Source organism: Azospirillum agricola, assembly GCF_020005195.1.
GTDB classification, from domain to species: domain Bacteria; phylum Pseudomonadota; class Alphaproteobacteria; order Azospirillales; family Azospirillaceae; genus Azospirillum; species Azospirillum agricola.
The window spans coordinates 203,249-220,753 of record NZ_JAIFZR010000006.1; the positions used below are offsets into that span (position 1 = coordinate 203,249).

17 protein-coding genes are annotated in these 17,505 nt (G+C 69.2%); 12 read left to right on the forward strand and 5 right to left on the reverse strand.

Annotated elements, in window-relative coordinates; genetic code table 11:
* Positions 1 to 10: 10 nt before the first annotated feature.
* Together JN22_RS29825 and JN22_RS29830 are read right to left on the reverse strand one after the other, a co-directional pair.
* Complete coding sequence (locus JN22_RS29825; protein WP_085557545.1) at positions 11 to 1,474, reverse strand: Orn/Lys/Arg family decarboxylase; 1,464 nt, start codon at positions 1,472 to 1,474, stop codon at positions 11 to 13.
* Between the two features lie 167 nt (positions 1,475 to 1,641).
* On the reverse strand, positions 1,642 to 2,091 hold the full coding sequence (locus JN22_RS29830; RefSeq protein ID WP_143268840.1) for a hypothetical protein: 450 nt from the start codon (positions 2,089 to 2,091) through the stop codon (positions 1,642 to 1,644).
* Here JN22_RS29830 and JN22_RS29835 point away from each other — a divergent pair.
* Positions 2,090 to 2,968, forward strand: coding sequence for a LysR family transcriptional regulator (locus tag JN22_RS29835; protein ID WP_085557546.1), 879 nt, complete (start codon positions 2,090 to 2,092; stop codon positions 2,966 to 2,968). The two genes, JN22_RS29830 and JN22_RS29835, sit on opposite strands and share 2 nt — an antisense overlap.
* Positions 2,969 to 3,018: 50 nt before the next feature.
* On the opposite strand, the gene JN22_RS29840 is transcribed toward JN22_RS29835, so the two are convergent.
* The gene (locus JN22_RS29840; RefSeq protein ID WP_085557547.1) at positions 3,019 to 3,618 is read right to left on the reverse strand and encodes a cysteine hydrolase family protein; all 600 of its coding nucleotides are present in this window, start codon (positions 3,616 to 3,618) and stop codon (positions 3,019 to 3,021) included.
* Positions 3,619 to 3,698: 80 nt separating this feature from the next.
* Between JN22_RS29840 and JN22_RS29845 the strand changes: the two genes are divergently transcribed.
* The 3 genes from JN22_RS29845 (at position 3,699) to JN22_RS29855 (ending at position 6,519) form a co-directional block, all read left to right on the forward strand.
* On the forward strand, positions 3,699 to 4,637 hold the full coding sequence (locus JN22_RS29845; protein ID WP_085557548.1) for a LysR family transcriptional regulator: 939 nt from the start codon (positions 3,699 to 3,701) through the stop codon (positions 4,635 to 4,637).
* Between the two features lie 83 nt (positions 4,638 to 4,720).
* Positions 4,721 to 6,163, forward strand: coding sequence for an amidase (locus tag JN22_RS29850; RefSeq protein WP_085557549.1), 1,443 nt, complete (start codon positions 4,721 to 4,723; stop codon positions 6,161 to 6,163).
* A gap of 98 nt (positions 6,164 to 6,261) precedes the next feature.
* A complete protein-coding gene (locus tag JN22_RS29855; RefSeq protein WP_085557550.1) occupies positions 6,262 to 6,519 on the forward strand; it encodes a helix-turn-helix domain-containing protein in 258 nt (85 codons plus the stop codon).
* Positions 6,520 to 6,535: 16 nt separating this feature from the next.
* Here JN22_RS29855 and JN22_RS29860 read toward each other — a convergent pair whose 3' ends face one another.
* The gene (locus JN22_RS29860; protein ID WP_085557551.1) at positions 6,536 to 8,080 is read right to left on the reverse strand and encodes an HAL/PAL/TAL family ammonia-lyase; all 1,545 of its coding nucleotides are present in this window, start codon (positions 8,078 to 8,080) and stop codon (positions 6,536 to 6,538) included.
* A gap of 108 nt (positions 8,081 to 8,188) precedes the next feature.
* Here JN22_RS29860 and JN22_RS29865 point away from each other — a divergent pair, with 108 nt between their 5' ends.
* The 7 genes from JN22_RS29865 (at position 8,189) to JN22_RS29895 (ending at position 15,436) form a co-directional block, all read left to right on the forward strand.
* The gene (locus JN22_RS29865; RefSeq protein WP_085557552.1) at positions 8,189 to 9,031 is read left to right on the forward strand and encodes a phosphate/phosphite/phosphonate ABC transporter substrate-binding protein; all 843 of its coding nucleotides are present in this window, start codon (positions 8,189 to 8,191) and stop codon (positions 9,029 to 9,031) included.
* 63 nt (positions 9,032 to 9,094) lie between these two features.
* Positions 9,095 to 10,660: an ABC transporter substrate-binding protein gene (locus tag JN22_RS29870; RefSeq protein WP_085557553.1), complete on the forward strand. Its 1,566-nt coding sequence runs from the start codon at positions 9,095 to 9,097 to the stop codon at positions 10,658 to 10,660.
* A gap of 2 nt (positions 10,661 to 10,662) precedes the next feature.
* Complete coding sequence (locus JN22_RS29875; RefSeq protein WP_223677971.1) at positions 10,663 to 11,634, forward strand: ABC transporter permease; 972 nt, start codon at positions 10,663 to 10,665, stop codon at positions 11,632 to 11,634.
* The gene (locus JN22_RS29880; RefSeq protein ID WP_085557554.1) at positions 11,634 to 12,470 is read left to right on the forward strand and encodes an ABC transporter permease; all 837 of its coding nucleotides are present in this window, start codon (positions 11,634 to 11,636) and stop codon (positions 12,468 to 12,470) included. The genes JN22_RS29875 and JN22_RS29880 overlap by 1 nt, the downstream gene beginning before the upstream one ends.
* Positions 12,467 to 13,453: an ABC transporter ATP-binding protein gene (locus JN22_RS29885; protein ID WP_085557555.1), complete on the forward strand. Its 987-nt coding sequence runs from the start codon at positions 12,467 to 12,469 to the stop codon at positions 13,451 to 13,453. Before JN22_RS29880 ends, JN22_RS29885 begins: the two co-directional genes overlap by 4 nt.
* Before the next feature lie 10 nt (positions 13,454 to 13,463).
* Positions 13,464 to 14,417: an ABC transporter ATP-binding protein gene (locus JN22_RS29890; RefSeq protein WP_085557556.1), complete on the forward strand. Its 954-nt coding sequence runs from the start codon at positions 13,464 to 13,466 to the stop codon at positions 14,415 to 14,417.
* A gap of 14 nt (positions 14,418 to 14,431) precedes the next feature.
* Positions 14,432 to 15,436 carry an ornithine cyclodeaminase family protein gene (locus JN22_RS29895; RefSeq protein WP_085557557.1) on the forward strand — a complete coding sequence of 335 codons (1,005 nt, stop codon included), beginning with the start codon at positions 14,432 to 14,434 and terminating at the stop codon, positions 15,434 to 15,436.
* A gap of 17 nt (positions 15,437 to 15,453) precedes the next feature.
* On the opposite strand, the gene JN22_RS29900 is transcribed toward JN22_RS29895, so the two are convergent.
* On the reverse strand, positions 15,454 to 16,383 hold the full coding sequence (locus JN22_RS29900; protein ID WP_223677972.1) for a fatty acid desaturase: 930 nt from the start codon (positions 16,381 to 16,383) through the stop codon (positions 15,454 to 15,456).
* A gap of 247 nt (positions 16,384 to 16,630) precedes the next feature.
* Here JN22_RS29900 and JN22_RS29905 point away from each other — a divergent pair, with 247 nt between their 5' ends.
* Positions 16,631 to 17,500, forward strand: coding sequence for a transporter substrate-binding domain-containing protein (locus JN22_RS29905; protein ID WP_085557558.1), 870 nt, complete (start codon positions 16,631 to 16,633; stop codon positions 17,498 to 17,500).
* Positions 17,501 to 17,505: the final 5 nt, after the last annotated feature.

Genomic DNA, 17,505 nt, shown 5'->3' on the forward strand with positions numbered 1-17,505 from the left:
GGCTCGTCCCTTAGCGTGCGCGGTTTTCGATGGTGTAGATGCGGGCTCCGGCCGACTGCACGGCCTCGATCCGGCGCAGCGTGTCGTCTCCAATCTCCTCGCCCGGAACGATGAGCGGCACGCCCGGCGGGTAGGGAATGATGAAGGAGGTCGAGATGCGCCGCTCCGCAGGCGGCGGACGCAGGCTTCGCTGGATCGCCCTCAGGGCGTCGAGCAGGGCCAGCACGTCCTCTTCGAGCACGCCGATGTGGATGTTCAGCAGCAGCGAGGTCGGCGTGCAGCGGTTCACGTAGAGGGCGTGCTGGCTGTACAGCCGCTCGCGCAGCTCCGGGGCGCCGACCGGCAGGCCGGACACCCGCAGTGACAGCTTGGTCGGGTCGATGGCGACATGCCCGGCCAGGGCGGCGGGAGGGGCGGCGGCGTTGACCGAGAAGGCGCCGAGATCGGGGTCGGCGGCGACGCTGTCGGCGATGAGGCGGGCGAGGCGCAGGGAGCGTTCGACCAGCGCGTCGCCCTCCAGTTCCATCTGGGCGCGCGCGAGGTCGAGCGAGGCCAGGATTTGGTAGTTGAGTGAGGTGGTGTGGTGGCGGTAGCGCGCCAGCCGCAGCCGCTCCCCCAGGGCCGGATCGCCGGTGTAATGGATCAGCGACGCTTGGCGCAGCGCGCTCAGCGACTTGTGGGCGGAGTGGGTGGCGACGACGTTGAAGCGTTCGAGCTCCGGTACGGTGCTGCGGGCGTGCAGCGCGGTGCGGACCCGCGTGCTCTCGTGGAAATAGCTCCAGGCGCCCCAGGCCTCGTCGATGAAGATGTCGGTCAGGGACGGGCTGGCTTCGGCGAGTGCGGTGAGGATCGCCGGGATGTCGTAGACGACGCCGTCGTAGGACTGGCCGTTCAGGACCAGCAGGTCGTACGGCCTGCCCGCCCGCTCGGCCGCGGCGGCGCGGTCGACGATGTCGGACAGCGCCAGGGCCGCGCGTTCGGAATGCTCGCAGAACACGCGCGGTTCGATGTAGTCGACCGCCGCGTGCTTGTCCGACAGGGCGAAGTGGATCGACTGGTGGGTGCCCTTGTCGGCCAGCACCCGCGCATCCGGCCTGGTGACCAGGGCCTCCAGCGCGATCTGGTTCGACGCGGTCGTTCCCACCGTGACGAACAGCGTGCCGGTGACGCCGAAGGCGCGGGCAGCCAGCTCCTCGGCTCTGGCGAGCGAGCGGTGGGGGAAGAAGAAGGTGTCGAGCGGCGGCGCCGTGATCGTCGTTTCGCTGTACAGCCCGCTGCCGAACAGCGCGTCGAACGAGGGAGCGAGGGGCGAGGTCCGGATGGAGGCGCGCCGGCAGATGGGCAGGGCGTGGAACGACGCCCGCGTGCCGGCGCTCGCCGCCAGCAGGGCGTCGGCGAGCGGCGTCTCGACTGCGGGCCGGGCGGCCGGTTGGCCCGCGGACCGGGTGGTGATTTGGTCAGTTGGTTCGGACATGGGATGGAGCTCGCTCTTGGTTGGTCGCGCATCCGATGCGGCCAGTTTCAACGAAATATCAGTGTTATTCTTGTCATATCTATACTTGTTTTGTAGTAATAACGGACGTAGGCCTGCCGGTTGTCCAATAAAAAATTCTGAAGACTAGCATCGGGGAAAATGATGCGTCAGAGAAACAACAAGGATTTGACGCAATTCTTCGTCAATGAGCTTTGGAGATATTTCGTATGGAACGGGAGATTCGAGAATTCATTCGTATTTCGTTTTGGGAATGTTGAATGGTGACGATTGTGTGTTGCGGTGTGGAGCGGACCTCGCCGCGCGAAGGAGGGGCTAACGCTGCCCGGCTCGCCACGTGTCCCAAGCTTGGCAACAACAGCCCGGGCAATAAAAGCGATAATAAAATGTGAAAATAAAATATCTATCACATATTTTGGTGTGATACCTTGCAAAATAATATTTTCAGTCGGTAAATTGGCGTTTCCCAGGTCGGGAGCCGGGTTGCCCGCCCCTTCAATATCCCGGGAAAAGGCTGTGGGCGAAGGTTCCACAGCCTGGAATTGCCACTTCCCGCTTCGGCGCCGTGCCCATTGGAGGGCGTCCACGGAGGCGTTCATGGAACTCCATCATTTGAAGACCTTCACCACCGTGGCCCGCGAGGGCAGCCTGACGCGCGCGGCGCAGCTGCTCCTGCTGAGCCAGCCCGCCGTCAGCGGCCACATCAAGGTGCTGGAGGATGAACTCGGCACCGCGCTGTTCGAGCGCACGGCCAAGGGCATGCAGTTGACGCGGGAGGGAAACATCCTGCTGGAGGATGCCGAGCGCACCCTGGCGGCGGCCAAGGCCCTCGTCACCCATGCCCGGACCTTGCGGGGCGACGTGGCGGGGCCGGTGGCTCTCGGCATCGCCGGCGATCCGGTGGCGCTGCGCCTGGGCCTCCTGCTGTCACGGCTGCGCAGCGCGCATCCCGGCTTGACGGTCCAGGTGTCGCACCATGTCTCGGCCGACGTGGTCGAGCGGGTGCTCGACGGGCGCCTGGAGGCGGGACTCGTCCTTGAGGAGCGGCCGGACGGCGCGCTCCGCCATGTTCGCGTCGCCACGGTGCGGCTGCGCATCGTCGGCCCGGTCGCGTGGCGCGCCGGCATCGAGGACGCGGGCTGGAGCGATCTCGCCGCGCTGCCCTGGATCGGCACGCCGCCGCGATGCAGCTTCCATCGGATCGCCGCCCGCGCTTTCGCGCGGCACGGCGCGGTTCCCCGTACCGTCGTCGAGGTCGACCAGGAAGGCGCGCTGAAAGGCCTGGTGATGGACGGGCTTGGCCTCGCCCTGCTGCGCGAGGACCAGGCGCTGGCGGCCGAGGTGGCGGGCGAGGTCGCCCTGTGGCCGGGGGAGTGCCTGGAAAGCGACCTCCATTTCATCCTTCCGTCCGGGAAGGAGCAGGAGCCGGCGATCCAGGCGATGCGCGACGCGGTCCAGGCCGTATGGGCGTCATGAGCACAGGCGCTGCGAGCGCAGGCGCCGCGAGGCTGGACGCGGGCGGGCCGTCAGGCCCAGGCGCCGCTGTCCCTCACCACCACTGCGAAGCGGTCGGCGAGCGCGGCGAGCACGGCCCGGTGCAGCGCCTCTGCCGGAACGGTGCCGCCCCCGGGGGCGGGCAGGTCGCGCGTCGCGCTGGCGGCGTCGACCAATGTCGTCCGCCAGCCGAGATCGAGCGCCGCGCGCACCGTGCTGCTGACGCACATGTGGGTCTGGAAGCCGGCGACGATCAGCTCGGTCCGGCCGGTGGCGCGCAGCCGTGCGTCGAGATCGGTGCCGGCGAAGGCGTTGGGCAGGCCCTTCACGACGACCGTCTCGCCGTCATGCGGGATCAGCGCCGGGACGATGGCGGAGAACGGGCCTTCCGGGTTGAACAGCGCGCCGCCCGGCTTGCCGTGATGGACGATGTGGAACACCGGCACTCCGGCCTTGCGCGCCAGGGCCAGCAGCCGGCCGGCCTCGGCGACGGCATCCTCGACGCCGGACAGCGGCAGGCCGCCGTCGGTGTATTCGCGCTGGGCGTCGATCAGCACCAGGGCGGCCTTGTCGAGCGGGCTGGGGGTCTGCGGGGCGCCGGCCAGGGCCAGCAGGGTCTTGGGTTCGGGCATGGGGACACTCCGGAAGAGGGGGAACGGGTGAGTCAGTCTGCTGTGTTCAAGGCCGTCCGGCCATCCGTCAGGTTTGCGCGATGACTGTGCAGAAACAGACAGCGTCGCTCAGCTGGGACGACGTGCGGATCTTCCTGGAGCTTGCCCGCACCGGCAGCCTGTCGGCGGCGGCGCGGGTCCTGCGGATCAGCCACGCCACGGTGGGCCGCCGCGTCGCCGCGCTGGAGGCCGATCTCGGGCGCACCCTGGTGGAGCGGCGCGCCGACGGCTACGCCCTGACGGTGGAGGGGGAGGCGGTCTTCCGTCTGGCCGACGGCATGGACGAGCGCGCGCTCGCCATCCTGCGCCGCGGCGGGCGGGAGGAGGGGCTGACCGGCACCGTGCGTCTGACGGCGACCCAGGCCCTGACCGACCGTTTCCTGGTACCCCGGCTGGGGCCGTTCCGTGCCCGCCATCCCGGCATCGATCTGGAGGTGACGGTGGACAACCGCACGCTCAGCCTGGCGCGGCGCGAGGCCGATCTGGCCATCCGCATGGCGCGGCCGGAGCATGGCGATCTGGTTGCGCGCCGCCTGTCGACGGTCGCCTATGGTCTGTTCGCGATCGCCGGCGCCCCGGACGCGCTGATCGGTTACGACGAGGCGCTGGCCGACCTTCCCGAAGCCGTCTGGCTCGCCCGCCACGCGGGTGGCCGGCGCGTCGCCTTCCGCTCGAACAGCGTGCAGGCGCAATTGGCGGCGGCTAGGGCAGGCTTCGGCGCAGCCCTGCTGCCGGTCTGGCTGGCGGCGGGAGAGACCGACCTTCAGCCTGTGGCGATGGCGGGACTGCCGCTGACGCGGGAGCTCTGGCTGGTCCTGCACCGCGACATGAAGGAGGTGCCGCGCGTCCGCGCGGTGATCGACCACCTCGTCGCACTGTTCGAGGCGGGCCTTCAGCCCCCTGGCGGTGCCGCCTCCACCCCTGCCTCCACTCCCGCCTTTGGGGCCGGCTGTGCAGAATTGAACTTCCATAGTTCATAAATAGGGAATTAGAGAATTTCACAGCATGAGATAAACGGCAGGGTGGGACGCCCGAAACCGAAACACAGGAGACACCGCCGATCATGTCGCTTTTCCCCGAATACGAACGCTATGACGCCATCGGGCTGGCCGGGTTGGTGCGCGACCGGGCGATCAGCCCGCTGGAACTGATCGAGGAGGCGATCCGGCGCATCGAACTGATCAACCCGGCGATCAACGCGGTCGTCCACACCCTCTACGACGAGGCCCGGCGGGTGGCGGCCGCGACAGATCCCTCCGATCCGCTGGCCGGCCCGCTGGCCGGGGTGCCGTTCCTGCTGAAGGATCTGAACATCCTCTACAAGGGCCAGCGGACCAGCAACGGCGGCCGGCTGTGGCAGGACAACGTCGCCGACCATGATTCCACCATCACCGCGCGCTACCGGGCGGCGGGGCTCATCGTGCTCGGCTACACCAACACCGCCGAGCTGGGGCTGGCCTGCGAGACGGCACCGTCGGCTTTCGGGCCGACGCGCAATCCGTGGGATCTGTCGCGCAGCGCCGGCGGGTCGAGCGGCGGTGCGGCTGCTGCGGTCGCCGCCGGTCTGGTTCCCGCCGTGCATGGCACCGACGGCGGCGGTTCCATCCGCATCCCGTCGTCGAATTGCGGCGTGTTCGGGGTGAAGCCGACCCGCGCCCGCAACCCCTTCGGTCCCGACAACGGCGAGGGGTGGAACGGCCTGTCGGTCCATCACGCGATCACCCGCTCGGTGCGTGACAACGCGGCGTTGCTCGACGCCACCCACGGTCCGGAACCGGGCGATCCCTACGCCGCCCCGGCCTTCGCCGGGCGATTCCTCGACGCGGTGACGCAGGAACCGCCGCGCCTGCGCATCGCCTTCCAGACCACCGACCATGGCGGCGGCGCGATACACCCGGATTGCGTGGAGGCGGTGTACGCGGCAGCCAGGCTGCTCGCCGATCTCGGCCACGAGGTGGAGGAGGCGCGTCCCGCCATCGACGCCGAGGCGATGAAGCGCGCGACCCGCATCATCGTGGCCTCCAACATCGCCAATGTGCTGCGCCTGCGCGGCGAGGCTTTGGGGCGCCGGGTGATCGCCGAGGATGTCGAGCCGATCACATGGCTGTGGGCGCAGGAGGCGCAGTCCTACAGCGGTGAGGATCTGGCGCGTTCGGTGTGGACGATCCATCGGCTGGCGCGGGTGCTGGGCAGCTTCTTCGAGCGTTATGACGTGCTGCTGACCAGCACATTCGCCGCGCCGCCGCTGCCTCTCTACACCGTGGACACCACCAGCACGGACCTAGACGCCTATTACGAGGGGCTGCGGCGCTACAGCGCCTTCACCTCGCTGTACAACTGCACAGGCGTGCCTGCCGCGTCGGTGCCGCTGCACTGGAACGCCGAGAATCTGCCGATCGGCGTGCAGATCGCCACCCGGCTGGGCGAGGACGCCCTGCTGTTCAGCCTTGCCGGGCAGCTGGAGCGGGCGCGCCCCTGGTACGACAGGCGCCCGGACATCCGGTGAACCGATCGGGGCCGGCTCGAACCCGGGACTGCGGTGCCAATCCGGCCGGCCTTCCAGAAACCTGATCTTCGGCAATCGGGGGCAATCGGGTTATCGAAATGACCGATCTTGGGAAGAAGCTTCAAAGCCTGCGCCAGACCCACGGGCTGTCGCAGCGCGCCCTGGCCAGACGGTCGGGACTCAGCAATGGACTGATTTCATTGATCGAAAAGGACCAGGTCAGTCCGTCCGTCTCCTCCCTGGAGAAAATTCTCGACAGCTTTCCAATCGGTCTGGCCGACTTCTTTGCGATGCCGTCCGGCGCCTTCGCGGAGTCCGGCCTTGCCGGCCGCATAGACGAAGGGGCATCGACCTGAGGGCATGGTCCGGCAATCAGGCAATGGCCGCAACGGCCTGCTGAAGCTTGCCGGCGGCGATCGCCTGGGCCAGCCGTTCGAAGTCCGGTCCTTGCGAGCGGTCCTCCTGCAGCGGCGCGACGAGACCGCGGACGAAAGCATGCACCGCGCGGGTGCCGGTGCCGAGAACGAGGGGGCCGCGAAAATCCACCGCCTGGGCGGCGGCGGCCAGCTCGATGGCGGTCAGCCAGCGCAGCCGCTCGACGATCTCGCCGGTCTTGGCGACGGCGGCGGGCGCCATCGAGGCATGGTCCTCGATCCCGTCGGCCACCGGCAGGACGCCCAGCGAGATCGGCAAGGCGAGATGGCGGATTTCCGCCTCCAGCGCCGCAATCGTCTTCTGGACGGTGGCGAAGCCGGTGCGGCTCTGGCCCTGCGGGGTGAGGAAGCGCGGCAGGGCGGAAACCGCGGGCGACATCAGTTTCATCGTGCGGTGGGCCGCCATGGTCGCCGCCTGGGCCAGCGCCTGTCCCAGCGCCTCGAAACGCAGAACCAAGGCGGTCATGTCGAAATTGCCGTTGTGCAGCATTTCGCTCCCGGCATCCTCGCCAATTCCCGCTTCGGCCACCACCAGCGGGTTATCGGCGGCGGCGTTCAGTTCGATGGCGACCGGTTCGCGCGCAGCCTCCAGCGTCACGCGGACGGCGCCGTGGACCGGGGCGAGGCAGCGGAAGCTCAGAGGATCCTGAAGGCGCCTCGCGGCCCCCGGTTTCTCCAGGGCGCTGCCGGCGAGCAGGGCCCGCAGCCGGGCCGCGGCCTGCGCCTGTCCGGGGGCGGGGCGGGCCTGCTGGACGCGCGGGTCGAGCGGCTCCAACTGCGCCCGGAACCCTTCGCAACTCAGCGCCGCAGCCGCATCCAGCGCGTCCAGCGCCACGCGGGCATCCTCCAGCACCAGGCAGCCCTGGCCGACCGACAGGGCGTTCGCGACGACGATGGCGTGGCCGTCCTTGAGACCGAGGATCGGCGGCGCCAACCTGGCGCGGGCCAGCGCGGTGTCGGCGGGCAGGATGTCTCCGCCGACCTCCGCCTCGGCCTCCGGGTCGCCCAGCAGGGCGCGGCCGAGATGGGCGAGCGGGGCGAGGTCGTCGGCGCCGATGGAGCCCTTGGACGGCACCAGCGGGTGAAAGCCGGCATTCAGCGCGGCGACCAGCGCGTGCAGCATCGACGGCGACGCCCCGCTGCCGCCCGCGGCATAGCCGGCGGCGCGGACCAGCATCAGCGCGCGCAGGATGTCGGTCGGCAGGTGCCGCCCCACCCCGACGGCGCGGGCGGGAACCGCCCGGTGCTGGAAGGCGATGAGATCGTCGGCCGTCAGCCGGGTGTCCACGCCGGCCCCAAGCCCGGTGGTCAGGCCATAGACCGGGACTTCCGCTTCCGCCAGCCTTTCGACCACCGCGCGGGCCGCGGCGATGCGCGGCGCCACCAGCGGACCGAGGGCGACGGTCTGCCGTTGCCGCGCCACCCCGACCACCGCCTCGATCGTCAACGGGCCGGCGCCGAGCACCAGAGGGTCCTGCCGCATTTCCAGTTCACATCTGTAGTTTCCTAATCATTTTCCTATTGATCCCCACGTTATTTGTCTATCAATTTAATCGGCTAAAATATGAAAAACACAAATCGATGGTGAAACATGGCGGTCGCAGGGGAAAGCGGGAAGGGCGGGGCGCTGGCCGCCAATGCGCGGATGTACGCGCCGAACGCCGAGGCCGCTGCCGCATGGCGGGCGCTGTTCGATTGGGTGTCGTTGCGCTCGGGCGTGCCGCTTGTGGTGCTCGACCATGGTTTTCCGGCCCGGCTGGAGGATCTTTGGAGCCGTGACGATCTCGGCGCCGCCTTCAAGTGCGGCTGGCCCTTCGTGCGCGCCGGCTCCCGGCACCGGATCGTCGCCGCACCGGTGCCGGCAGGGGCCCGCTATGGCGGGCGGGCTGAATACCGGACCGACTTCGTGGTCCGGGCGGAGTCCGCCATCCACCGGCTGGAGGACAGTTTCGGCGGGCGGCTGGCCTTCACAGTGGATCATTCCCATTCCGGCTATAACGCCCCGCGCCACCATCTGCTGCGCTTCCGCACGGCGGAACGGCCAAAGCTCTATGCCGCCACGGTAGGCCCCTGCGTGACGCCGAAGCGGGTGCTCGACGCCGTGCTGGACGGCAACGCGGATGTGGCACCGCTCGACGGCTACACGCTGGAGCTGATGCTGCGCCATGATCCCGAACTTGGAAAGCGCATCCGCATCGTCGCCAGCACCGATCCGGTGCCGATGCCGCCGCTGGTCGCCAGCCCCTCGGTCCCGGTCGAGGCGGTGGAGGCCCTGCGCGCCGCCTTCCTGGCCAGCGGCGAGGCACCCGGCCTGACGGCGGTGCGCGAGGCGCTGGTGCTGGCCGGGTTCGCCGTTACCGATCCGGCGGATTACGCCGTCACCGAACGCTGGGCCGCCGAGGCGCTGGCCGCCGGCTACCCGGCGCCGGGCTGACCCATTCCCATTCGAAACGCACGCACAATCAAGAACGCACGCAAGACAGGAAGGATCACCACCATGGTCGATGTGACGAGGCGCCAGCTTCTGGCCGCCGGGGCGGCATTCGGTGTCGCCGGCACCGGCTTCTCCCTGCCGGTTCTCGCCCAGTCCGAGAAGGGAGCGGGCCGCAAGAGCATTACGCTGGCGCTGCCGCGCGACGTGCAGCCGCCCTTTGATCCGCTGAACCGGCTGAGCTATCCGGAGGGCAACATCCTGCGCTCCGTCCTCCAGGGACTGATCGCCTTCAAGCCCGGCAGCTTCGAATGGGAGCTGTCGGCAGCCAGGCGCATCGAGCAGGTGTCGGACACCGTCATCGAGTTCGAGCTGAAGCCCGGCCAGCAATTCCACGACGGGTTCGGCGAGCTGACCGCCGACGACGTGAAGTTCTCGTTCGAACGGGCGATCAAGCCCGGCCCCAACGGCAAGCTTCCGCTGCACGGCAAGGATCTGGCGGCGCTGGAGGAGGTCGAGGTCACCGGCACATACACCGGCCGGATCAAGCTGAAGACCCCCGCCCCGGCGCTGTGGCAGGTGGTGCTGCCCGACAATTCCGGCCTGATCATCTCGCGCAAGGCATTCGAGGCCGGGGCCTACCGTGCCGACCAGCCGACGAAGGTGATCGGCACCGGCCCCTACCGGCTGGCCGAATGGCGTCCCAACGAGCGCGTCGTCCTGCGCGCCAACCCGGATTTCCAGGGGCCGAAGCCCGGCTTCGAGGAGATCGTCCTGCGCCCGGTGCGTGACTCCAAGACCGCCGAGCTGGCCTTCCGCGCCGACGAGCTGCAGTTCACCGCCATCGAGCCGGCGAACGCCGCCGACGTCGGCAAGATACCGGGAACCAGGATCCTCAAGCAGGACTCGATCAACTTCGTGTGGATCGGCATCAATGTCGAGAAGGCACCCTTCACCGACCTTCGCGTCCGACAGGCGATCCGCCTTGCCATCGACGTCGATCAGGTGATCGAAGGCGCCTACAACGGCGCGGTCGGCCGGGCCTACGCCCCGGTGGCGCCGGGACTGCTCGGCTATTGGAAGGACGCGCCGCGCCGCGCCCGCGACGTCGCCGCGGCGAAGAAGCTGCTGGCCGAGGCCGGCGTCTCCGGCCTGCGCACCCGGCTGACGCTGCTGAACAAGCCGGCCTACCAGAATGCCGGCATCATTATCCAGGCGCAGCTTGCCGAGGCGGGGATCACGCTGGACCTCGACGTGCAGGAGGGCGGCAGCTACTGGTCGGCCGGCAACGGCGAGGCCGGCAAAAATCTGGAACTGTCGCTCCAGCGCTTCGGCGGCAAGGCCGACCCGTCCTTCCAGCTGCAATGGTTCACCGCAGCCCAGATCGGCAGCTGGAACTGGCAGCGCTGGAACAACCCGGATTATGACGCGCTGTTCGCCAAGGCCGGCGCCATCACCGACGCGGCCGGGCGCGCCCGCCTCTACATCGAGGCGCAGAAACTGATCGACGAGTCCGCTGCCTTCATTTGGCTGACCCACGAGGTCAACGTCTATGCGCTGAAGGACTGGCTGGTGCCGGGCATCCTGCCCAACGGCGACGACCAGCTGTTCAACCGCTTCGGCGCGGCCTGACCGTGGCGGGAGCCCTGCCGGTCCTCCTGCGGCATGTCGGGCAGCGCCTCGCCTCCACCCTGCTGGTGCTGGCGGGGGCGGTCGCCCTGCTGTTCGTGCTGACCCTGTTCATCTCCGGCAACCCGGCGCAGGTGCTGCTCGGCCCCCGCGCCACGCCGGAGGCGGTGCAGGCCTTCACCCAGGCGATGGGGTTCGACCGTCCGGTACACGAGCGCTTCGCCCTGTTCGTCTGGAACGTGCTGCATGGCGATCTCGGCACCGACGTGGTGTCGGGGCGCCCGGTGGCGGCGCTGGTGGCGGAGGTGCTGCCCTACACCGTCACCCTGACCCTGTCGGCCATCGCCATCGCCGTGCTGTTCGGCGTGCCGCTCGGTTGCTACGCAGCGACGCATCCGGGCAGCGTCCTGGACCGGGCGGCGGCGGCGGTCAGCATCGGCTTCATCGCCATCCCGAACTTCGTGGTGGCGATCCTACTGCTGATGGTCTTCTCGATCTGGCTCGACTGGTTCCCGGTCCTGGGCGTCAGCCGGTCGGGGGACATCGGGGACCAGCTGGCGCGGCTGGCCCTGCCGGCACTGTCGCTGGCGCTCGGCTGGATCGGCTACATCGCCCGGCTGCTGCGCGCCTCGCTGCTGGAGGTGCTGGGCGAGCCGCACATCCGCACGCTGCGCGCCTATGGCGTGCCGGACCGGGTGGTCGTCTACAAATACGCGCTGAAGCCGGCGGCGATCCCGACGGTGGCGATCCTTGGGCTGGGCGTCGGCCGGCTGCTCGGCGGCGCCATCTTCGCCGAGATCGTCTTCGCCCGGCCCGGCATCGGCACGCTGGTCTACGACGCGATCTCCTCGCGCAACTACCCGGTGGTGCAGGCCTGTGTGCTGGTGGTCGTGGCGCTGTTCACCCTGACCAATCTGGCCGTCGATCTCAGCTATGCCTGGCTCGACCCGCGCATCCGCCGGGCGGGAGACCGCTGATGCACGCCGCCCTCAAACGCATATGGCGCGATCCGGGCGGGCGCGCCGGGCTGCTGCTGGTCGCGGCGGTGCTGCTGCTCGGGCTGGCCGGGCCGTGGATGGTTCCCCATGACCCCAACAAACTCAACATCCTGGCCCGGTTCGGCGGGCCATCGGCGGCGCATTGGCTCGGCACCGACCATCTCGGCCGGGATCTGCTGAGCCGGCTTGCCGACGGCGGTCGGGTGGCGCTGCTGGTGGCGCTGTCGACCATCGCCGTGGCGCTCGCCGCCGGCACCCTGCTCGGCACCGCCGCCGCCTATGCGCCGCCGCAGGGGGAGCGGTCGATCCTCGCCGCCTTCGACATTATCAGTGCCTTTCCCAGCCTCGTCTTCGCACTGGCGGTGGTGGCGCTGATGGGGCCGGGGCTGTACAAGGTGATCCTGATCGTCGCCGTGACGCTGGTCCCGCATTTCGGCCGGGTGGCGCGGGCGCAGACGCTGAGTCTGCGCAACAGCCCCTTCCTGGAGGCCGAACGCGTGCTGGGCGCCTCGCCGCTGCGCCTCGCCCTGCATCATCTGGTGCCCAACATCCTGGGGCCGCTGGTGGTGCTGGCCAGCATGGACGTGCCCGTCGTCATCACCATTGAGGCGGGCCTGAGCTTCCTCGGCGTCGGGGTGCCGCCGCCGCGCGCGAGCTGGGGAACGCTGCTGCATGACGGCTACACCACCCTGTCGCAATCGCTCTGGCCGGTGATTGCCGCCGGCGCGGTGCTGACGCTGGCGACGCTGGGCTTCACCCTGTTCGGTGAAGCGCTGCGCGATGCCATTGATCCCAAATTGAGGACGGAACCGTGACCGCTTCCCCGCAAGAGGCGGAGCCGCTGATCGCCATCCGCAACCTGTCGGTTTCCTTCGCGACCGGCGCCGGTCCGGCCAATGTGCTGCGCAACGTGTCGCTCGATCTCGGGCGCGGGCGCGTCGTCGGGCTGGTCGGCGAATCCGGCTCGGGCAAATCGACCCTGGCCTCGGCCATCCCGCGCCTGCTGCCGCGCAACCTGTCGCGGCTGGAGGGCAGCATCCGCTACGGCGGTCGCGACCTGCTGGCACTGCCGGACCGCGAGCTGGCGGCACTGCGCGGCACCCGCTTCGCGATGATCTTCCAGGACCCGATGGCGGCGCTGAACCCGGTCTTCCGCGTCGGCACCCAACTGGTCGACCTGCAACGCGCCAAGCGTCCGAAGGACAGGCGCCGTGCCCTGCTGGCGCGGGCGGTGGCGATGCTGGCCCGCGTCGGCATTCCCGACGCCGAACGGCGGCTGTCCGATTACCCGCACCAGTTCAGCGGCGGCATGCGCCAGCGGATCATGATCGCCGCCGCCTTGTTGGCCGAACCCGACCTGCTGATCGCCGACGAGCCGACGACCGCGCTGGACCCCACCATCGAAGGGCAGATCGTCGCCCTGATCGAGGAGCTTCGGCAGGAGTATCGCGGAACCATCCTGCTGATCGCCCACAGCCTGGGGCTGGTGTCGCAGCTGTGCGACGACGTGGCGGTGCTCTATGCCGGAACGTTGGTGGAGAGCGGGCCGGCCACCGCCGTGCTGGGCGATCCGCGCCACCCCTACACCCGCGCCCTGCTGGCCTGCGAGATCGGCCCCGGCGTCACCCGGCGCGCCACGCTGGCCTCGATCCCCGGCGAGGTGCCGGACGCGACGCGCCTGCCGCCGGGCTGCGTCTTCGCCCCGCGCTGCCCGCAGGCGGCAGAAAGCTGCCGGGCGGCGGTGCCGCCGTTGCGCGCGCTCGGCGGCGGCCGATCCGTCGCCTGCACCCTGGTCTGAGGAACTTGCTGTGAGCCTTCCCCTGCTGTCGCTCGCTGGTCTGTCGCTGAATTACGGTACCGTGCCGGCGGTGCGCGCGGTGTCGTTCGATCTCCATCCTGGTGAAACCCTGAGCGTGGTTGGGGAGAGCGGTTCCGGCAAATCCTCGCTGATCCGCACCGCGCTGGGGCTGGTGCCACCGACGGCGGGAACGGTGCGTTTCGACGGTCGCGACCTCGGGGACCTGCGCGGTCGCAAGGCGAAGGCGTTCCGCCGCGACGCCCAGATGATCTTCCAGGATCCGGCCGCCGCCCTGTCGCCGCGCATGACCATCCGCAGTCTGCTGGCCGAGCCGCTGCGCATCCATGGAGTGGCGGAGCGGTCGGCGTGGCCGGGCGTGCTCGACCTGCTGCGCCGGGTCGGGCTGCCGGAGCCGGTGCTGGACAAGCATCCACACCAGATCAGCGGCGGGCAGGCGCGCCGGGTCGGCATCGCCCGCGCGCTGGTGCTGCGGCCGCGCCTGCTGGTCGCCGACGAACCGACCGCCGGCCTCGACCTGTCGGTGCAGGGTGACATCGTCAATCTGCTGGTCGATCTCCAGCGCGGCTTCGGCCTGACCTGCCTGATGGTGTCGCACAATCTCGACGTGGTGCGCGCCATGTCCGACCGGGTGCTGGTGCTCTATCTCGGCCGTGCGGTGGAGGTCGGGCCGGCGGAGCATGTGCTGAACGCCCCCGCGCACCCCTACACGCAGGCGCTGCTGGCCGCGGTCCCCCGCTTCGATCCCGGCAACCGGCACCGCGCGCCGCCCCTGCCCGGCGAGGTGCCCAGTCCGCGCAATCCCCCGTCCGGCTGCGCCTTCCACCCCCGCTGCCCGCTGGCCGATGCGCGCTGCCGCGCCGAGGAGCCGGCGGAACACATCCTGACCGACGGGCGCCGCGTCGCCTGCCACAAACCCCTGCTCGCCTCCCTGGCGGCAGCGTGAACGGAGTTCCCGCGATGGCGGACATCAGCATTTCCTATCTGAACGGCCCGGACGTCGAAAGGCTGGCGCTGACCGAAGACGAGATCCTGGCGGCGGTGGAGCAGGCGCTCCACGCCCAGGGCAGCGGGCAGACGGTGATCGAGCCGCGCGTCCACCTGACTCCCGAAAGCTCGGCCAAGGGGCACTTCAACGTGCTGCGCGGCGTGGTCAAGCCGCTTGGCGTCGCTGGAGTCAAGGTGGTCGGCGATTTCGTCGACAACTACAAGCGCGGCCTGCCCTCGGAGATGGCGGTGCTCAACCTGTTCGATCCCGAGACCGGGATGCCGAAGGCCTTCATCGACGCCACCGGCATCACCGAGATGCGCACCGGCGCCGTCACTGCACTGGGCGCCAAGCATCTGGCGCGCAAGAACAGCCGCATCCTCGGTCATATCGGCGCGCGCGGCACCGCCTATTGGAATGTCCGGCTGCTCGACCGGTTGTTCGACTTCGATGAAATCCGCGTCCATTCGCGCCGTCCCAAAAGCCGCGACGGCTTCGCCGCGCGGCTGTCGCGCGACCTCGGCAAGCCGGTGGTGGCGACGGAGGATTGGGAGACCTGCGTGCGCGGCGCCGACATCGTGGTCGAGGCTTCGCGCCTGCCGGAACCGGCGCCGCTGCTGAAGACCGACTGGATCGCCAAGGGGGCGCTGGTCGTGCCCTACGGCACCATGAGCGCGGTCGAGCTGTCGCTGACCGACATCATGGACAAGACGGTGGTGGACGACTGGGGCCAGTGCCGCAAGGGGCTGCCCTTCGGCGCGCTCCGCGCCCATGTCGACAGCGGTCGGCTGAGCGAGGAAAACCTGCATGCCGAACTCGGGCAGATCGTCGCGGGCCTGCGGCCGGGCCGCGAAAGCGACGAGGAGACCATCCTGTTCTGGCATCGCGGTCTCAGCCTCAGCGACATCGCGCTCGGCCATGCGCTGCTGGAGAAGGCTGCCCGGCTGGGCGTCGGGCAGACTCTTCGCTTCGCGTGATCGCCCTTTCGTTCTGATCAATTGGTGAAAGGGTGGTGCGGCTGGTGGTGCGGCGTGAACAGATAGCGCCGGGCCACCTCGCCGTACCCCCGATAGACCAGACCGCCGTTGCGGGCGATCAGCGCGCTCCGGTTCGCACGGTAATAGGCGGGGATGGCGTACCAGGGCAGGTCCGGCCGCAGATGATGGACGACATGCAGGTTGTTGTGGAGGAACAGCAGCCCGAACAGCGGCGCGCGCTCGACGATGGCGGTGCGGTGGTCGCTGTCCCCGGCGGCGCGGTGCTCGGCGAAAGACCGGACCAGGGCCAGGGCGAAACCGGGATAGGCATAGAGCAGTGCATAGGCCCACAGCGGAATGCCGCAGACCAGAATCACCCAGGCGGCCACCGCCCCTGCCGCCGCGCCATGCGTCAGCCAGATGGTCCAGGCTTCGCGGTCGCCGCGCGCCAGCAGGACGGCCTCGCTGCGCAGGAAGCCGGCGATGGCGAGGGCCGGGCCGATGGTCAGGCGGCCGGCCAGCGTGTTGTCGACCCGGAGAAGGGTCCGCGCCAGCGGACCGCGCGCCGCCCAGTGCGCCGGGGTGACATAGCGGGATTCGGGATCCTCGACCGGATCGGTCAGCCACTCTTCGCGGTGATGGGTCGTGTGCGACTGGCGGTAGCGCTCATAGGGAAGCCAGAGGCTGAGCGGGGTGAAGCCCAGCGCCGCATTGATCCTCGCCGAGCGGGTCGGATGGCCGTGGATGACCTCGTGCTGCAACGACATGTGCCAGGCGATCAGCCAGGATCCCAGCGGCAGCACCACCCACCAGGGCAGGGCATGGTCGAACCACGTCAGCAGCCCCCACCCCCCGTAAATGACCAGCGCCAGAATCCAGGTCGGCGCTTCCGGCAGGCCGCGCCAGCGTGCCCGTCGTCTGGAGGAAGGCACGGCCACATCGATCATATAATTCACCATATGAACTGGTTGTTCATTTTTAAACTATATCTCATCAATAGGAAATAACGCAATGGAGCGTGAGCTGAGCCATCGAGCCGCATCCGTCTGCGTTGCGTGGCGGCTTGGCGCTCTCGGGACGGCATATAAATACATTGTAAAATTGGCAATTACATGAATTCACACGATGCATACGCTTTTATGTTGCGAAACAACAAAGCCATCGATAACCCTTTGGGAAAAGGGAGTGCAGGCCATGGATGAAGTTGGAATTCAGCGTCGCAGGGCGCTCGGTGCGATCATGCTGACCGGCGCGGGGGCCGGGGCCTCGCTGGTCGCGGTCAAGCCGGCGGCGGCGCAGCAGTCCGCCGATACGCTCCAGCAGGTTCGCAACCGCGGCGAACTGCGGATCGGAACGCCGCCGGGCGAGCCGTGGTTCTTCAAGGATCAGCGGTCGGGCGAGTGGAAGGGGATCGGCTGGGGCGCCGGCGTCGCCCTGGCCGAGGAACTCGGCGTCAAGCCGGTCGCCGTCGAGACGACCTGGGGAACCGCGGTCGCTGGACTCCAGGCGGGGCAGTTCGACGTGCTGTTCGCCATGGACGCCACCCCCCAGCGTGCGCTCGCCGTCGATTTCCCGGTCCAGCCGATGTTCTATTACGCGCTCGGCATCCTGGCCCGCGACGGCCTGGCGGCGAAGAGCTGGAGCGACCTCGACAAGCCCGACGTGCGCATCGGCGTCGTGCTCGGCACCTCGCCGGACCGGGAACTGACTGTCCGCCTGACCAATGCCAAGCTGGAGCGCTTCCCCAACATCGACGAGGTCGGGGCCGCCTTCGTCTCCGGCCGCGTCGACGCGGTCTCGCTGTTCCATCCGGCGCTGGTCATGCTGCGCAGCCGCGTGAAGCGCGGCACCGTGCTGCTGCCCGACCCGATCCGTGCCGCCTCCACCAGCGCCGGCGTGCGCCGCGACGTGGACAAGTCGTGGCGCGACTGGGTCGGCATCGCCATCCAGTCGCTCTATGAGTCGGGCCGGATCCAGAAGATCTACGAGGAGTTCCTCGCCTTCCGCGGGATCGATCCCAAGGACGCTCCGGCCCTCGTGCGCGAGCAATGGTCCCGGACCTGACCCGG

What these genes read in the sequence shown, in the direction of transcription:
- JN22_RS29840 (WP_085557547.1), bottom strand. Translation starts at nt 3,618, where the DNA reads ATGCCCGAACCCAAGACCCTGCTGGCCCTGGCCGGCGCCCCGCAGACC.
- JN22_RS29860 (WP_085557551.1), bottom strand. Translation starts at nt 8,080, where the DNA reads ATGCGGCAGGACCCTCTGGTGCTCGGCGCCGGCCCGTTGACGATCGAG.
- JN22_RS29905 (WP_085557558.1), top strand. Translation starts at nt 16,631, where the DNA reads ATGGATGAAGTTGGAATTCAGCGTCGCAGGGCGCTCGGTGCGATCATG.
- JN22_RS29830 (WP_143268840.1), bottom strand. Translation starts at nt 2,091, where the DNA reads ATGAACGCCTCCGTGGACGCCCTCCAATGGGCACGGCGCCGAAGCGGG.
- JN22_RS29895 (WP_085557557.1), top strand. Translation starts at nt 14,432, where the DNA reads ATGGCGGACATCAGCATTTCCTATCTGAACGGCCCGGACGTCGAAAGG.
- JN22_RS29825 (WP_085557545.1), bottom strand. Translation starts at nt 1,474, where the DNA reads ATGTCCGAACCAACTGACCAAATCACCACCCGGTCCGCGGGCCAACCG.
- JN22_RS29865 (WP_085557552.1), top strand. Translation starts at nt 8,189, where the DNA reads ATGGCGGTCGCAGGGGAAAGCGGGAAGGGCGGGGCGCTGGCCGCCAAT.
- JN22_RS29880 (WP_085557554.1), top strand. Translation starts at nt 11,634, where the DNA reads ATGCACGCCGCCCTCAAACGCATATGGCGCGATCCGGGCGGGCGCGCC.
- JN22_RS29870 (WP_085557553.1), top strand. Translation starts at nt 9,095, where the DNA reads ATGGTCGATGTGACGAGGCGCCAGCTTCTGGCCGCCGGGGCGGCATTC.
- JN22_RS29850 (WP_085557549.1), top strand. Translation starts at nt 4,721, where the DNA reads ATGTCGCTTTTCCCCGAATACGAACGCTATGACGCCATCGGGCTGGCC.
- JN22_RS29855 (WP_085557550.1), top strand. Translation starts at nt 6,262, where the DNA reads ATGACCGATCTTGGGAAGAAGCTTCAAAGCCTGCGCCAGACCCACGGG.
- JN22_RS29845 (WP_085557548.1), top strand. Translation starts at nt 3,699, where the DNA reads ATGACTGTGCAGAAACAGACAGCGTCGCTCAGCTGGGACGACGTGCGG.
- JN22_RS29835 (WP_085557546.1), top strand. Translation starts at nt 2,090, where the DNA reads ATGGAACTCCATCATTTGAAGACCTTCACCACCGTGGCCCGCGAGGGC.
- JN22_RS29900 (WP_223677972.1), bottom strand. Translation starts at nt 16,383, where the DNA reads ATGATCGATGTGGCCGTGCCTTCCTCCAGACGACGGGCACGCTGGCGC.